This is a genomic window from Jannaschia sp. Os4 (assembly GCF_016820245.1).
Taxonomy (GTDB): domain Bacteria; phylum Pseudomonadota; class Alphaproteobacteria; order Rhodobacterales; family Rhodobacteraceae; genus Jannaschia.
Genome location: NZ_JAFCAR010000003.1, coordinates 279,351 through 294,587 on the forward strand (window position 1 = coordinate 279,351; position 15,237 = coordinate 294,587).

The following is a 15,237-nucleotide window of genomic DNA, read 5'->3' on the forward strand; positions in this document are numbered from 1 at the left end:
ACGGAATGAAGAAATATTCGGCCCGCCCCGTCAAATTATTTTTGACAACCGAACGAAAGATATGATCCCCTCCCCCCATCCCGTCGTGGCGGAGACCGCGGCGGACCAACGGGAGGAAATCGATGAAGTACCTGATGACGACGGCCGCCGCCGTCTCGATGCTGGCCGGCATGGCCCACGCCGACGGCCATGCGCCCACCGTGGGCGTGTCGTGGTCCAACTTCCAGGAGGAGCGCTGGAAGACCGACGAAGCCGCCATCAAGGCCGCGCTCGAGGCTGCCGGCGCCACCTACATCTCGGCGGACGCGCAGCTCTCGGCCTCCAAGCAGCTCTCGGACGTCGAGTCGCTGATCGCGCAGGGCGCCGACGCGCTCATCATCCTGTCCGTGGACAAGGACGCCGTGGGGCCGGCCGTGGACGCGGCGGACGCCGAGGGCATCCCGGTCATCGGCTACGACCGCCTGATCGAGGACGAGCGCGCCTTCTACCTGACCTTCGACAACAAGGGCGTGGGCCGGATCATCGCCGAGACCGTCACCGGCGTTCAGCCCGAGGGCAACTACGCCATCATCAAGGGCGACCAAGGCGACCCGAACGCGGGCTTCCTGCTGGAGGGCATGATGGAGGTGCTCCAGCCGTCCATCGACAGCGGCGCGATCACCGTGGTGGGCGAGTCCTTCACCGACGGCTGGCAGCCCGACAACGCGCAGGCCAACATGGAGCAGATCCTGACGGCCAACGACAACGACGTCGACGCGGTGCTGTCGCAGAACGACGGCATGGCCGGCGGCGCGATCGCGGCGCTCGAGTCCCAAGGCCTCTCGGTCCCCGTGGGCGGGCAGGACGGCGACCACGCCGCGCTGAACCGCGTCGCGCGCGGCACCCAGACGGTGTCCGTGTGGAAGGACGCCCGCGCGCTGGGCACCGCGGCGGGCGAGATCGCCGTGGCGCTGGCCGGCGGCACCGAGATGGGCGACGTCGAGGGCGCGACCGTGTTCTCCGACGGCGAGAACGGCGTCGACATGAACGCCATCCTGCTCGACCCGACCCCGGTCACGGCGGAGAACCTGCAGGTCGTCATCGACGCGGGCCACATCGCCAAGGACAAGGTCTGCGAAGGCGCGATGGACAGCGTCGCCGCCTGCCAGTGACCTGACCACCCGAGGGCGCCCCGCGCGGGCGCCCTCGACCCCATCCGTGCGAGGGTGGGGCTGCGCGGACCGACCCTCCGGCGCGGACGACCCAAATCCCTGACCGGCGAGAGGCGCCAATCGGCCCCGCCATTCGGAGACCGACATGACCGACCAGACGAGCGACGCCCTCCCGGCGGGCGCGGGCGGCGATCCGAACGCCCCGCGCGCCAACCCCCTCTCGCGGTTCCTGACCGCGACCGAGATCGACACCCGCCTGCTGGGCATGCTCGCCGCCTTGGCGATCATCTGGATCGGCTTCCACGTCTATGGCGGGCTGGCCAACGGCTTCGCGGCCTTCCTGACGCCCCGGAACCTGTGGAACCTGTCCGTCCAGACCTCCTCGGTCGGCATCATGGCCTGCGGCATGGTCGCGGTGATCGTGACCCGAAACATCGACCTGTCGGTCGGCTCCATGCTGGGCTTCATCGCCATCGTGATGGGCGTGGTGCAGGTGAACGTGCTGCCCGGCATCCTCGGCCTCGGGCACCCGCTGATCTGGATCCTCGCCATCGCGGTGGGCATCGGCTTGGGCGCCCTGATCGGCGGCTTCCAAGGCGCGCTGATCGCCTACGGGCAGATCCCGGCCTTCATTGTGACGCTGGGCGGCCTGCTCGTCTGGCGGGGCGCGGCCTTCCTCGTGGCCCGTGGCGAGACGATCTCGCCCGTGGACGAGACCTTCTCGATCCTCGGCGGCGGGCCCTACGGCGCGATCGGCAGCTTCTGGTCGTGGGTCGTGGGCCTTGCGATCTGCGCGGCCATCGTCCTGCTGCTCGTCAACGGGCGGCGCCAGCGCAAGGCCTTCGGCTTCCCGCTCCGGCCCATCTGGGCCGAGGGCGTGCTGGCGGCCATCGGCTGCGGCGCGGTGATCGGCGCGGTGCTGCTGGTCAACGCCTATCCCTGGCCGCGCGGCATCGTCCGCCGCTACGCCGCCGACGCGGGGATCGAGATACCCGAGGGCGGGCTGTTCATCTCCCATGGCTTCGCCATCCCGGTCCTGATCCTCGCCGCCGTGGGCATCGCGATGCACGTGCTGATGACCCGCACCCGGTTCGGGCGCTACGTCTACGCCATCGGCGGCAACCCCGAGGCGGCGGAGCTGGCGGGCATCGACCGCAAGTGGATGACCATCAAGATCTTCGCGCTGATGGGCGCCCTGACGGGCCTCGCCGCCGTCGTCGCCTCGGCCCGCCTAGGTTCGGCGACGAACAACCTCGGGCAACTCGACGAGCTCTACGTCATCGCCGCCGCCGTCATCGGAGGCACCTCGCTCGCGGGCGGCGTGGGTACGATCTACGGTGCGATCCTCGGCGCGCTGGTGATGCAGTCGCTCCAGACGGGGATGGTGCTGATCGGCTTCGATGCTGCGGTGCAGCAAGTCGTCGTCGGCTCCGTCCTCGTCCTCGCCGTGTTCCTCGACATCCTCTACCGCCGGAGGTCCGCATGACCACTACCCCCCTCGTGGAGATGCGCGATATCTCCATCGCCTTCGGCGGCATCAAGGCCGTGGACCACGTCTCGCTGGACCTGCACGCGGGTGAGGTCGTGGGCCTGCTCGGCCACAACGGCGCGGGCAAGTCGACGCTGATCAAGATCCTGTCGGGGGCCTACAAGAAGGATTCCGGCACGATCCGCGTCGACGGCAAGGAGGTGGAGATCGACAGCCCCCGCGACGCGCGCGACCTCAACATCGAGACGATCTACCAGACGCTGGCCCTCGCCGATAACCTCGACGCCGCCTCCAACCTCTTCCTCGGGCGCGAGCTGACGAACGGGCTGGGCTTTGTCGACGACGCCAAGCAGGAGGCGGAGTGCCGCAAGGTGCTGGCCCGGCTGAACCCCAACTTCAAGAAGTTCAACGTGCCCGTCTCGGCGCTCTCCGGCGGGCAGCGCCAGTCGGTCGCCATCGCGCGCGCCGTCTACTTCAACGCGCGCATCCTCATCATGGACGAGCCGACGGCCGCGCTGGGCGTGCACGAGACCAAGATGGTGGCCGACCTGATCGACGAGCTGAAGGCGCAGGGCCTCGGCATCTTCCTCATCTCCCACGACACGCGGGAGATGATGGAGCTGTGCGACCGGGTCTCGGTGATGAAGAACGGCAAGATGGTCGGGACCGAGCGCGTCGAGGACGTGACCGAGGACGACATCCTGTCGATGATCATCCTCGGCAAGAACCCGGTGCGCGAGGCCGCCTGACGGACCGGGGGCGCCGCCCCCGGACCCCCGGGATACTTGTGCCAAGAAAGGGGCGGCGGGCCTTGCGCGGTCCCGCCCCGTTCGCGTCTCTGGGGCGGGGAGGACACGCCATGCATCTCGGGATCGATCTGGGGACCTCGTCGGTGAAGGTCCTCTTGGTGGACGGCGACCGCGCGGTGGCGGAGACCTCGGCCCCGCTCTCGGTGCAGCGGCCCCGCGACGGGTGGGCGGAGCAGGATTGCGAGTCTTGGGTGACGGCGACCCGCGCGGCGGTGGCGGCGCTGGACCACGACCTGTCGGGGCTCGAGGGGCTCGCGATCGCGGGCCACATGCACGGGGCCTGCCTCGTCGGCGCGGACGGCACGGCGCTGCGGCCGTGCCTGCTCTGGAACGACACGCGGGCGTCTGCGGAGGCGGCGGAGTGGGACGATGCCGAGGCGCGCCGGGTCACCGGCAACATCGCCTTCCCGGGCTTCACCGCGCCCAAGGTCGAATGGGTCCGCCGCCACGAGCCGGAGGTGTTCGCCGCCACCCGCCTCGTGCTGCTGCCCAAGGACTACCTGCGCCTGCGCCTGACCGGAGAGGCATGGTCGGAGATGTCGGACGCGTCCGGGACGGCGTGGCTGGACGTCGGCGCGCGCGACTGGTCCGACGCGCTGCTGGCGCGGGGCGGGCTGTCGCGGGAGCGGATGCCGAGGCTGGCCGAAGGGTCCGAGGCGACTGCCCGCATCTCCGCCGAGGGCGCCCGGCTCACCGGGCTGCCCGAGGGCGTTCCCGTCGCCGGCGGGGCGGGCGACAACGCCGCCGCGGCGGTGGGCACGGGCGCGGTGGCGCCGGGGCGGGGCTTCGTCAGCCTCGGCACGTCCGGCGTGCTCTTCGTGTCCTCCGCCTCCTACGACCCCGACCCGGCGACCGCCGTCCACACCTTCGCCCACGCGGTCCCCGGCACATGGCACCAGATGGGCGTGATCCTCGCGGCGACGGACGCGCTGGAATGGGCCGCGCGCCTCACGGGGCGGGCGGCGGCGGAGCTGGCCTCCGCCGACATCGCGGCGCCGGGACGGACAACGTTTCTGCCCTATCTCGGCGGCGAGCGGACGCCCCACAACGACGCGGCGCTGCGGGGCACGCTGCTGGGGATCGACCACGCCACGGACGCCGCGGCCTTGGGCCGGGCGGTGATGGAAGGGGTGGCCTTCGCGCTGCGCGACTGTCGCGACGCGCTCGCCGCCACGGGGACCGAGATCGGGCCGCTGCTCGCCGTGGGCGGGGGCGCGCGGTCGGAGGGGTGGCTCCGCATGGTCGCCACGGCGCTCGACCATCCGCTGGAGGTGGCGGCGGGCGCGTCCCACGGCGCGGCGCTCGGCGCGGCACGGCTCGCGCGGATGGCGGGCGGGGCGGGGGCGGAAGTCGCGGCCCCGCCGCGGATCGAGCGCGTGGTCGAGCCGGTGGCCGACCTGCGCGGCGCCTACGAGGACGGCGTGGCCCGCTACCGCGCAGCCCACGCGGCGACGCGGGGGCTCTAGGCGGTCGCCGCGGCGCGGCGGCGGCGCCACGCCAGCGCGCCGAGGGCCCCGAGGAGCAGGACGCCGGGCGCCGGGATCGGAACGGCGGCGGTCGTGCCGAAGACCGACAGCGAGGCCGAGTAGATGTTCATGCGGTCCCGACCGGTCGAGGTCTCCTCGAACCCGAAGGAGAAGTCCAAGGTCGACACGATATGCGCGAACGCGTCGATCGGCGCCGCGTCCGTCAGCGCGTCCAGCGTCAGCGTCAGCGTGTCGATCCCCGCGTCGTCCTCGAGCCGCGCCCAGCGGTTGTCGACGAAGGGGCCGGGGATGCTGCCGTAGATGTCGAGGAACCACGTCTCCCCGTTGCTCGACCGGGCGCCGTCGAAGACGAGCGTGAACTCGAAGGAGTCGATCGTGGCGCCGCCCAAGGACGACAGGTCGAAGCGGTCGAACGCCACGTCGCCGGGCAGGCCCGGGGAGGATTGCGTCGAGTCCTGCAGGCGCACGCTGTCGGTCTCGAGGCGGTTGAAGTCGAGCGGGACGTCGTTCCCGCCCGTGGTGCCGTTGCCGTAGTCGTAGCTGAACACGCCGAGGACCGCCGCCGGTGCGGGCATCGCGCAGGCGAGGCTGACCGCCGCCGCGCAGGCCGCCTTGGACCACCACGCGCTCATGCGACCGCTCCCGACCCGTCCGCCGGGGACGCCCCGTCCCGGCGGCGCCACCCCAGCCAGGCGAGCGCGCCCAGAAGCAGCACGCCGGTCGCGGGCAGGGGCACCACCTCGGGGCTGCCGTAGACGGTGATCGAGGCCGAGTAGACGCTCAGCCAGTCGGGGTTGCTCGCCGTCGCCTCCTCGAAGCCGAAGGCGAGCTCCATCGTGTTCAGGATGTGGGAGAAGGCGTCGATCCCGCCGGTGTCGGTCGATGCGTCGAGGGTGAAGGTCAGCACGTCGATCGGGTCGCCGTCGTCCGGAAGGACCTGCCAGCGGTTGTCCGTGTAGGTGCTCGGATCGCTGCCGTAGATGTCGAAGTACCACTGCTCGCCGTCGGGCGCGGTGTTCGCGCCGTTGAACTCCAAGGTGAAGTCGATGGACTCGATGGTGGCCCCGGACAGCGAGGACAGGTCGAAGGAGTCGAACGCGAAGACGTTGTTGGCGTTCGAGTCGTTGTTGAAGAAGGCGTGGTCGGCCTCGAGCGTCGTGTAGCTGCCGTTCGGCGTGTAGTCGTCCACGCCGGCGGTGCCGGACGTCCCGTTCCCGTAGTCGTGGGTGAACACGCCCAGCGTCGCCGCGCCCGCCGCCACGGGGGCGGCCGCGAGGAACGCGGCGCAGGCGAGTCGGTGGAGGACGGGTTTCATGCCCCTTCGATCGCATCCGAACGGGGGCGGGGTTGGGACGGGGCCGGGCGGTTTGGGGGAATGAATCCGGCACCCGTGGCGCCCGTGCGGTCAGATTACGGCGCGCTCCGCGAACGGCTCGCCCGCCAGAACCCGCTCCACGCCGAAGGGCGAGAGGTCGAGGCTGACGTAGCGCCCGTGCACGATCCGCTCGGCGAGGCCCCTGCCCATCGCCGCCGACTGCTGCAGGCCGTGGCCGGAGAAGCCGTTCATGATCGCGAAGCCCTCGAGGCCGGGGTGGAAGCCGAGGATGGCGTTGGCGTCCAGCACGTTCAGGTCGTAGTGCCCGACCCATGCCCGCTTGACGCGGATCTCCTCGAAGGCGGGGATGCGGGTGGCCAGCGCGGGCCAGATCGTCTCCTCCCACATCTCCCATTCGCCGCCGAAGTCGTCGGGATCGACGGCGGGGTCGTGCGCTGGCGTGGCGCCGGCCATGTACTGGTTGGCCGGTCCCACGCCGTCCTGGCGGCAGTGCACGCCCGAGGGGTCGATGGTCAGCGGAAGGTCCTGCCCCAAGGGCCGGGCGGCCTCGAAGACCCACGTGTAGCGCTTGCGCGGCTCGACCGGCAGGTCGAGGCCGGCCGAGCGGGCGACCGCCGCGCCGCGCGACCCGGCGGCGTTCACCACGACGTCCGCGCCGATCCGGGTGCCGTCGGCGAGGACGACGCCCGCGACGCGCCCCCCGGCGGTGTCCACGCCCGCCACCTCGCCGTGGACGAAGGACACCCCCCGCTCGCGCGCGATGCGGCGCCACCACTCGAACATCGTCGTCCCGTCGAAGTAGCCCTCGTCGCGCGACCCCCACGAGCCCAGCGTGATGCCGTCGAGATCGTAGAACGGCCACCTCGCCGCGATCTCCTCGGGCGCCATCAGGACGGTGCCGGAGCCCTGCGCCTGCTGCGCGGCGTGGGCCGCCCGCAGGCGGTCCTCCTCGGCGGGGTCGCCCGCGAGGTAGAGGTAGCCGAACGGGTGCAGCAGCACCTCGGGCACCCGCTCGTCCCCGCCCATATGGGCGCGGAAGTCCTTGAGGAACTCGACGCCGAACCGGCTGACCGCGACGTTGAGCGGGTTGCCGAACTGCTGGCGGATGCAGCTGTTGGTGTGGGCCGTGCCGCAGTTCTCGTAGGTCGGGTCGCGCTCGACCACGGTGACCCGCGCCGGGTCGTGGCCGAGCTCGGTCAGCCACCACGCGAGGCTCGACCCCATGATGGCCCCGCCCACGATCACCACGTCCGTCATGCCGCGTTCTCCCTCGCGTCGGAGTTGGCCCGGCGCGTCCCGTCGGCGCAAGCCTTGCCGCGCGCCGTCCCGCGCGTCAGGACGCCGCGATGACACGGTCGACCGCCACCCTGATCGGCTTCGGCGCGGTCCTGCTCTGGGCCACGCTCGCCGCCTTCGCCACGCTGTCGGACGGGGTGCCGCCGCTGCAGCTGCTCGCGACGTGCTTCGGGATCGGCGGGCTGCTCGGCCTGACGCGGGGCCTGCCGCGCGGGGTGCCGGCGGGGGCGTGGGCGCTGGGGGTCGGGGGGCTGACGGCCTATCACCTGCTCTACGTGCTCGCCCTGCGGCTGGCGCCGCCGGTCGAGGCGTCGCTGGTCGCCTATCTCTGGCCTCTGCTGATCGTGCTGGCCTCGGCGCTCGTCCAGCGGCTGCGGTGGTATCACGTGGCGGGCGCGCTGCTCGGGCTGGCGGGGGCGGCGCTGGTCGTGACCGGCGGGCGCCTCGGCTTCGCGCCCGCGCCGGGACACGCGGTGGCGCTGTTCGCCGCGTTCGTGTGGACGGGCTACTCCGTGGCGCAGCGGCGTTACGCGGACGTCCCCACGACGGCCGTGACGGGCTTCCTGCTGGTGGCCGCCCTGCTCTGCGGCGGGGCGAGCCTCGCCGTCGAGACGCCCGTGGTCCCGGACACGCGGCAATGGATCGCCATCGTGGGTCTCGGGCTCGGGCCGGTCGGCGCGGCATTCTTCCTGTGGGACGTGGGCTGCAAGCGCGGCGACCTCGCCGTGCTGGGCGCGTCCAGCTACGCCGCGCCACTGCTCTCGACGATGCTGCTGGTGGCTCTGAGGCTGGCCGAGGCGACATGGACGCTGGCGCTGGCCTGCGTCCTGATCACCGGAGGCGCGGCGTTGGCGGCGTCCGGGATGCTGCGGCGCGGCTAGCCGTCCAAGCCCCGCTTCGCCGCGTCCCGCAGCGCGCCGAGGGTCGCCGCGTCGGTCCCGCAGCGGGCCAAGGCCAGCAACCCGACCACCGCTCCGAGGAACCCGGCCGCCCGCTCCGCGTCGTCGATGCCGTCCTCGGCCAAGGCGTCGTCGATGAAGCGCCGCATCCGGGCGAGGCGGGACAGGATGGCGGCGCGGTTCGCGTCGGTGTGCCGGTCGAGCTCGGCGGCGGAGGCGACGACGAAGCAGCCGCGCCGGTCGGGGTCCGCGACGGCGCGGTCGTGGAGCAGGTCGGCATAGGCGCGGAGCTTGGCGCGCCCGCGCCCCTCGATCTCCATCGCGCCGAGGAAGGCGGGATCGTAGGCGTCGAGCGCGGCGGCGAAGAGCGCGGGCTTCTGCCCGAACCCCGCATGCAGGCTGCCGGACCGCAGGCCCGTCGCGCCGGAGAGGGTGCCCAGCGAGGTGCCGTCGTAGCCGTGGGTCCAGAACGCGTCCCGCATGCGGGCGGCGACGGTCGCGGGGTCGTATCCCTTGGGGCGGGGCATGCGGTCCTCCTTGTTATTGGCGGATCGACCATCTATCCAGTATTTGGTCAAACAACCAAGTAAGGACACGCGATGCGCTCCATCCTCCTCGCCGCCCTCCCCCTCCTCGCGCCCGCCGCCGCGGCGGCCGATGCCGCCTCGATCGCCGCGGTCCGCGCCGCCGAGGCCCGCTTCTACGCCGCCTTCCTCGCCCGCGACGGCGCCGCGATGCGGTCCGTCTTCGCGGACGACTTCGTCTACCAGCACGGCTCGGGCGTCGAGTTCGGCCCCGACGCCTTCGCGGACCTGATCGAGGCCGAGGCGGCCGTCGTGACCCGGGCGGACACGCCGGCGCTGGCGTTCCGCGACTACGGCGACGTGGTCGTCACCTACGGGCAGGGGCCGGTGGCGGGCCTGCTCGGGGCAGATCCGTTCGAGGGCGACCTTCGCTTCGTGAACATCTGGACCCGCGAGGGCGACGCGTGGCGCCTCGCGCATCGCAACTCCGAGTTGCTGCCGCCGGAGTGAGCGCCGGGTCGGGGCGGTGCCGCCGCCCCGCCTCAGTCCTTGTGGGTCAGGGCGACGAACACGTCCTCGAGGTCCGCCTCCTCGGTCCGCACGTCGCGGATCGCGACGCCCGCCCGGTGCATCGCGTCGAGCAGCGCCTCCGCCGACACCTTCGCGCGCGAGTAGGTCAGCGCCAGCGAGCCGTCCGCGCGGCGCGCGACCTCCACGCCCTCGGGGACGGTCACGTCCGCGGGCGCCTCGCCCTCGGGCACGATCACCATCGTCTTGCCGTCCAGCCGCGCCAAGAGGTTCTCGGTCCGGTCCCGCGCGATCAGGGCGCCGTCCCCGATGATGGCGATCTCGTCGCACATCTCCTGCGCCTCCTCGAGGTAGTGGGTCGTCAGGATGATCGTCGTGCCCCGCTCCTCGTTCAGCCGCCGCACGTTGCGCCACAGCATCTGGCGCAGCTCGATGTCCACGCCCGCCGTCGGCTCGTCGAGCACGAGGATGCGCGGATGGTGGACCAAGGCCTTGGCCAAAAGCAGGCGGCGGCGCATGCCGCCCGACAGGGTGCGCGCATAGGCGTCGGCCTTGTCGGCGAGCCCCACGAGGTCGAGGATCTCCGCCGTCGTGCGGTCGCGCTTAGGCACCCCGTAGAGGCCCGCCTGGACCTCCAAGGCGCCCGCGGGCGTGAAGAACGGGTCGAGGTTCAGCTCCTGCGGCATGACCCCGATGGCGGCGCGGGACTGGCGCGGGTTGCGGTCCTGGTCAAAGCCCCAGATGCGGACCTTGCCGGCGGTCTTGCGGACCAGCCCGGCCATGATGTTGATCGTGGTGGACTTGCCCGCGCCGTTGGGGCCGAGCAGCCCGAAGATGGACCCTTGGGGGATGTCGAGGTCGAGGCCCTTCAGTGCCTCCTTCTCCGGCGCGCCGCCTTCGCCCGCGTAGACCTTCCGCAGCCCCTCGATCTCGATGGCGTTGGACGTGGTGGGGGACATGCGCGGCTCCGGTCTGGCTGGGTCGGTCTTGCGGGGCGGGGGGCGTTCCCCTAGGCCGGACGCACCTAGCCGGGGGCAGGGGGTGCGGCAACTCGGCATTCCCGCACCGACGCCCCTGCGACGGAGGACGAGATGACGACCGGTACCCCCCGCTATCCCTCGCGCCAGAGCGACCTGCCGCCGCCCGAGGTGGAGGAGGTCGACGTGCTGCGCGTGGCCTGCGACGGGGCGGGCGGCGCGCTGGGCCATCCCCGCGTCTGGCTGACCATCGACCCGAAGGTGGGGCACGTGGACTGCGGCTACTGCGACAAGCGCTTCGTGCTGCGCGGCGACGGGCACTAGACAGGTTCGCGCCCCCCCGGCACCAAGGCCATCGGGGGGACGCCCATGAGGACAAGCGCACGCGCCGTGGTGATCGGCGGCGGCATCGCGGGCTGCTCCGCGCTCTATCACCTGACGCGGGAGGGCTGGACCGACGTCGTCCTGCTCGAGCGCGACGAGATCACGTCCGGCACCACGTGGCACTCGGCGGCGCAGGTGAAGTCCTTCGGGATGAACCAGACGATGGTGGCGCTGAAGGCGCGTTCCATCGCGCTCTACCGCGACCTCGCCGCCGATCCGGACCATCCCGTCGGCTACAACCACGGCGACGGGGGCATCCGTCTGGCGGGCGACGAACGGACGATGGAGGGCTACCGCCACTTCGCCTCCATGGCCGAGGGGATGGGCCAGCAATGGGAGGTGATCGACGCCGCCGAATGCGCGCGGCGCCATCCGCTGCTGTCCACCGGGGGGATCGTCGGGGGCCTGTGGGACCCGCATGACGGGCACATCGACCCCACGCAGCTCTGCAACGCACTGCTCGCGCGGGCGCGGAGGGCCGGGGCCGAGGTCCACCGCCGCTGCCCCGTCATGGCGATCGCGCGGCGCGGCGCGGCGTGGGTCGTGACCACGCCGCAGGGCGAGATCGAGGCGGAGGTGGTCGTCAACGCGGGCGGCTACCGCTGCAACGAGATCGCCGCGATGATGGGCCACCGCCTCCCCGTGGCGTCGATGGAGCATCAGTACTTCGTTACCGAGGACATGCCCGAGGTCCGCGATGCGGGCCAGCGCATCCCGCTGATCCGGTGCCCGATCAGCGACTTCTACGCGCGGCAGGAGCGGGACGGCCTGCTGGTCGGCTTCTACGAGCAGGACTGCCGGACATGGGGCCTCGACGGGATCGATCCGGGCTTCACGATGGACCTGTCGCCCGACGACCTCGACCGGGTGATGCCGGTGATCGAAGGGGCGATGGCCCGGATGCCCGCGCTGGCCACCGCCGGGATCAAGCAGGTGGTGAACGGGCCGATCACCTACACGATCGACGGGGCGCCCTTGGTCGGGCCGATCCCCGGGCTCGGGGGCGCCTACTGCATCACCGGCCTGCGCGCGGGGCTGGGCGAGGGGGGCGGCCACGGCTGGCTGCTCGCCCAGATGATCGTGCACGGCGCGGCGGAGGTGGACACGTGGTGCCTCGACCCGCGCCGCTTCCTCGCCCACGCGACGGTCGCCTACACGGCGGAGAAGGCCGTGGAGGACTACCGCAACGAGTTCCGCTTCCACTTCCCGCACGAGCACCGCCCGGCGGGGCGCCCCGTGCGGACGACGCCGTTGACCGAGACCTTGGTAGCCGATGGCGCGCGCATGGGCGTCGTCGCGGGATGGGAGCGGGTGGAGTACGCCGCGCCCGAGGGCTTCGCGGAGGACCATTCGTTCCGCTTCACCAACGCCGAGCCGCTGGTGGCCGCCGAGGTGCGCGCCGTCTCCGAGGACGTCGCGATCACGGAGGTGTCGGGCTTCTCGCGCTTCGAGCTGACCGGCGCGGACGTGGTCCCATTCCTCCAGCGGCTCTCGTGCTCGCGCGTCCCGACCGAGGCGGGCAAGGTCGGGCTGACCTACTGGCTGGACGATCGCGGCTGCCTGCGCTCCGAGGTCACGGTCGCCAACGTCGCGCCGGGGCGGGTCTGGCTCGGCTCCGCGGCGGCGGCGCAGTGGCACGACCGGGACTGGATGCGGGCCCACCTCCGCGCGGGCGAGGACGTGCGCGTGGCGGACCTCACCACCACGCACGCCATCCTGCTCCTGGCAGGGCCCCGGTCCCGCGAGGTGCTGTCGGCGGCGGCGCGTGGCGACTGGTCGGCGGAGGCCTTCCCGTGGCTCTCGGTCCGCGAGGCCGAGGTGGGGATCGCCCCGGCGACCGTGATGTCGGTCAGCTTCTCGGGGGAACTGGCCTACGAGATCCACGTCCCCAGCGAGAGCCTCTCCGCCGCCTACCGGGCCCTCCGCGCGGCGGGCGCGACGACGCTGTTCGGATCGCGGGCGGTCGAGTCCATGCGGCTGGAGAAGTCCTTCCTCCACTGGAAGGCCGAGGTGATCGACGAGGTGGACCCCCACGAGGCGGGCCTGTCGCGCTTCGTGCGCGCGGGCGGCGGCTACGTGGGCGCGGCGGCGCTCGCCGCCCGGACGCCCGCGCGCCGCCTCGTGACGTTGGCGGTCGAGGCCGACGACGCGCCGCCTCACGCCGGGGCGTCCGTGCGCGACGCGGACGCCGTCGTCGGGACCGTGACCTCGGGGGGCAAGGGCCATCGCACCGGGCTCGTGCTCGCCCTCGCCTACGTCCGCCCGGACCGCGCCGCGGCGGGCACGGCGCTTGCGGTGGACGTCCTCGGCACCGCCCGCCCCGCGCGCGTGATCCCGCCGTCGCCCTACGACCCAGGGTTCAGGCGGGTGCGGGACCGCGGCGGGGCGGAACCAGCGCACGGCGCGGGGGTTGGCCTGAGAACGGCACGGGAACGCCACGATCCCGTCCGACCCGGGGCCGACGGTCCGGGATGACGGCAACGTCACCACCGAATTGCGAGAGGCCTGCTAGGATCGCCGACATGAGACCCCCGCCCTCGGATCACCCGGCGCAGGCCGCCGAGCGCCCCTACGACCGGGCGGAGCGCATGTCGGACGCGGTCGTCCACCTCGCCGCCCTGATCGCCGCGCTCGCCGCCGTGCCGGTGCTGATCACCCTCACCGCGGTCTGGCACGGGACGCTGACGGGGATCGTGGGCGTGTCGGTCTACGGCGCCTCGCTCATCGCGATGCTGGGCTGCTCGCTGGCCTACAACCACGTCTACCACCCCGGCTGGACCGAGCGGCTGCGGCGCCTCGACATGTCGGCGATCTACCTCAAGATCGCGGGCACGGTGACGCCGTTCGCCCTGCTCTCGGGCGCGGGCGGCACGTTCCTCGCCGCGATGTGGACGGCGGCGCTGGTGGCGACGGTCACGGTGTTCGTCCGCCGCACCCGCTCGACCGCCGTGTCCATCGGCATCGGGCTGGCGATGGGGTGGGCCGTCCTGCTCGGCGGGCAGGGCGTGATCGAGACCGTGTCGTGGCCCGTGCTGATCCTGATGGTGGCGGGCGGGCTGCTCTACACCGCCGGGACGCCCTTCCTCGTCGCGCGCCGCCTGCGGTTCCACAACACGATCTGGCACGTCTTCGTGGTCGCCGCATCGGTGATCTACTTCGCCGCCGTGCTGCTCCACGCCGCGCAGTCCATGTCCTGAGCGCCGCCACGCGCGACGTGCTAGGCTGCGGCCTCAGAGGGAGGCCGGGCATGGGCACGATCCGCATCGCCGTCTGGAACATGGAGTGGCTGAACACGCTGTTCACCCGCGACTCCGAGGCCGTCCGCTGGAGGGCCGACGCCTTGGACCCCGCCGAGGAGGCCGAGGCGATCCGCGTCCTGCGGCGGCGCATGGACCGGCTTGCGACGGGCCTCGCGGCGCTGGACGTCGACCTGCTGGTCGTCGTGGAGGGGCCGACCCGGCAGGCGGAGATCGACCTGCTGTTTAGCGACCTCGCGCCCGGCGACTGGACCGGGTTCCTGCAGCCGTCCAAGTCCCCCAACGGGCCGGGGCGCCGCGACGTGTTCACCTCGCAGCAGAACGTGGCGATCATGGCCCGCACCGACCGCGGCGCCTTCGCCGACCCGCCGCTGCGGGTCTGGGACGCGATGGACCCGGAGGCGGGCGCGATCCATGCCGTATCCGAGCCGTTCTTCCTCGACACCGGGGCGGACAAGGTCGTGGAATGGTACCGCTTCGAGCGTCGCCCCGCCTATGCCGAGGTCACGTTGGCGGACGGCGCGCGGTTCCGGGTGCTGGGGGTTCACCTCAAGTCGAAGTTCGTCGCCTCGGCCTTCGAGTGGTCGCGCTACTGGGTGATGGCGGACGCGGCACGCGAGCGGCTGCTGGCGCAGTGCCGCCACCTGCGCGAGGACTTCCTCGACCCCTACCTCCGCGATCCGGAGACCGCGGACGTCCCCCTGATCGTGTGCGGCGACGTGAACGACGGGCCGGGCTTCGACACGTCCGAGATGCGGCTGAAGGCGTCGGGGATCGAGACACTGATGGGCAGCGTCTGGAAGCCGGACCTGACCTTGGGCAACGCCGCCTTCGACGCATTGCCGGAGGGCAGGCGCCGCGCGCTCGACTTCCGCGACCTCGCCACGACCTCGTTCCAGGACCCGATCTTCGAGGCGACGCGCCACGAGGTCTGGATCGACCACATCCTCTACAGTCGGAACGCGCCGCCGGGCTGGGTCTCGGACTGCGCCAAGGTCGAGCGGTTCGCCGAGGGCGGCGGCTCGATCCCCTTCCACTGGGTGTCGGACCACGCGCCCGTGGCGGCGACGGTGACGCTCGACCCGCCCGTGGGCTGAGAC

At 72.4% G+C, this 15,237-nt stretch carries 15 protein-coding genes; 10 read left to right on the forward strand and 5 right to left on the reverse strand.

Annotated elements, in window-relative coordinates:
• Positions 1 to 158: 158 nt before the first annotated feature.
• The 4 genes from JQC91_RS06365 to xylB all read left to right on the forward strand — a co-directional run bounded on the left by JQC91_RS06365 (position 159) and on the right by xylB (position 4,915).
• Complete coding sequence (locus tag JQC91_RS06365) at positions 159 to 1,151, forward strand: substrate-binding domain-containing protein (RefSeq protein WP_238941421.1); 993 nt, start codon at positions 159 to 161, stop codon at positions 1,149 to 1,151.
• 145 nt (positions 1,152 to 1,296) lie between these two features.
• Positions 1,297 to 2,637 carry a sugar ABC transporter permease gene (locus tag JQC91_RS06370; protein WP_203285970.1) on the forward strand — a complete coding sequence of 447 codons (1,341 nt, stop codon included), beginning with the start codon at positions 1,297 to 1,299 and terminating at the stop codon, positions 2,635 to 2,637.
• Positions 2,634 to 3,389: an ATP-binding cassette domain-containing protein gene (locus JQC91_RS06375; RefSeq protein WP_238941357.1), complete on the forward strand. Its 756-nt coding sequence runs from the start codon at positions 2,634 to 2,636 to the stop codon at positions 3,387 to 3,389. Before JQC91_RS06370 ends, JQC91_RS06375 begins: the two co-directional genes overlap by 4 nt.
• 110 nt (positions 3,390 to 3,499) lie before the next feature.
• A complete protein-coding gene (xylB, locus tag JQC91_RS06380; RefSeq protein WP_203285971.1) occupies positions 3,500 to 4,915 on the forward strand; it encodes a xylulokinase in 1,416 nt (471 codons plus the stop codon).
• Here the strand turns inward: xylB and JQC91_RS06385 are convergent.
• The 3 genes from JQC91_RS06385 to JQC91_RS06395 all read right to left on the reverse strand — a co-directional run bounded on the left by JQC91_RS06385 (position 4,912) and on the right by JQC91_RS06395 (position 7,529).
• Positions 4,912 to 5,568: a hypothetical protein gene (locus tag JQC91_RS06385; RefSeq protein ID WP_203285972.1), complete on the reverse strand. Its 657-nt coding sequence runs from the start codon at positions 5,566 to 5,568 to the stop codon at positions 4,912 to 4,914. The genes xylB and JQC91_RS06385 overlap by 4 nt on opposite strands.
• On the reverse strand, positions 5,565 to 6,251 hold the full coding sequence (locus JQC91_RS06390; RefSeq protein WP_203285973.1) for a hypothetical protein: 687 nt from the start codon (positions 6,249 to 6,251) through the stop codon (positions 5,565 to 5,567). The genes JQC91_RS06385 and JQC91_RS06390 overlap by 4 nt, the downstream gene beginning before the upstream one ends.
• A 90-nt stretch (positions 6,252 to 6,341) precedes the next feature.
• Positions 6,342 to 7,529, reverse strand: coding sequence for an FAD-binding oxidoreductase (locus JQC91_RS06395; RefSeq protein ID WP_203285974.1), 1,188 nt, complete (start codon positions 7,527 to 7,529; stop codon positions 6,342 to 6,344).
• An 89-nt stretch (positions 7,530 to 7,618) separates the two neighbouring features.
• Between JQC91_RS06395 and JQC91_RS06400 the strand changes: the two genes are divergently transcribed.
• Complete coding sequence (locus tag JQC91_RS06400; RefSeq protein ID WP_203285975.1) at positions 7,619 to 8,449, forward strand: EamA family transporter; 831 nt, start codon at positions 7,619 to 7,621, stop codon at positions 8,447 to 8,449.
• On the opposite strand, the gene JQC91_RS06405 is transcribed toward JQC91_RS06400, so the two are convergent.
• A complete protein-coding gene (locus JQC91_RS06405; RefSeq protein ID WP_203285976.1) occupies positions 8,446 to 8,994 on the reverse strand; it encodes a hypothetical protein in 549 nt (182 codons plus the stop codon). The genes JQC91_RS06400 and JQC91_RS06405 overlap by 4 nt on opposite strands.
• Positions 8,995 to 9,066: 72 nt before the next feature.
• Here JQC91_RS06405 and JQC91_RS06410 point away from each other — a divergent pair, with 72 nt between their 5' ends.
• Positions 9,067 to 9,501 (forward strand): nuclear transport factor 2 family protein, encoded by a 435-nt coding sequence (locus JQC91_RS06410; protein WP_203285977.1) that lies wholly within the window; start codon positions 9,067 to 9,069, stop codon positions 9,499 to 9,501.
• 32 nt (positions 9,502 to 9,533) lie between these two features.
• Here JQC91_RS06410 and JQC91_RS06415 read toward each other — a convergent pair whose 3' ends face one another.
• Positions 9,534 to 10,478, reverse strand: a complete 945-nt coding sequence (locus JQC91_RS06415; protein ID WP_203285978.1) for an ABC transporter ATP-binding protein — start codon at positions 10,476 to 10,478, stop codon at positions 9,534 to 9,536.
• Positions 10,479 to 10,610: 132 nt separating this feature from the next.
• Between JQC91_RS06415 and JQC91_RS06420 the strand changes: the two genes are divergently transcribed.
• Genes JQC91_RS06420 through JQC91_RS06435 form a run of 4 tightly spaced genes read left to right on the forward strand, consistent with a single transcriptional unit; the run spans position 10,611 to position 15,234 of the window.
• On the forward strand, positions 10,611 to 10,820 hold the full coding sequence (locus tag JQC91_RS06420; RefSeq protein ID WP_203285979.1) for a zinc-finger domain-containing protein: 210 nt from the start codon (positions 10,611 to 10,613) through the stop codon (positions 10,818 to 10,820).
• 45 nt (positions 10,821 to 10,865) lie between these two features.
• On the forward strand, positions 10,866 to 13,355 hold the full coding sequence (locus tag JQC91_RS06425) for an FAD-dependent oxidoreductase (RefSeq protein ID WP_203285980.1): 2,490 nt from the start codon (positions 10,866 to 10,868) through the stop codon (positions 13,353 to 13,355).
• 47 nt (positions 13,356 to 13,402) lie between these two features.
• Entirely contained in the window at positions 13,403 to 14,077 is a 675-nt protein-coding gene (locus JQC91_RS06430) for a hemolysin III family protein (RefSeq protein WP_203285981.1), read from the forward strand.
• Between the two features lie 50 nt (positions 14,078 to 14,127).
• Positions 14,128 to 15,234, forward strand: a complete 1,107-nt coding sequence (locus tag JQC91_RS06435; RefSeq protein WP_203285982.1) for an endonuclease/exonuclease/phosphatase family protein — start codon at positions 14,128 to 14,130, stop codon at positions 15,232 to 15,234.
• Positions 15,235 to 15,237 lie beyond the last annotated feature (3 nt).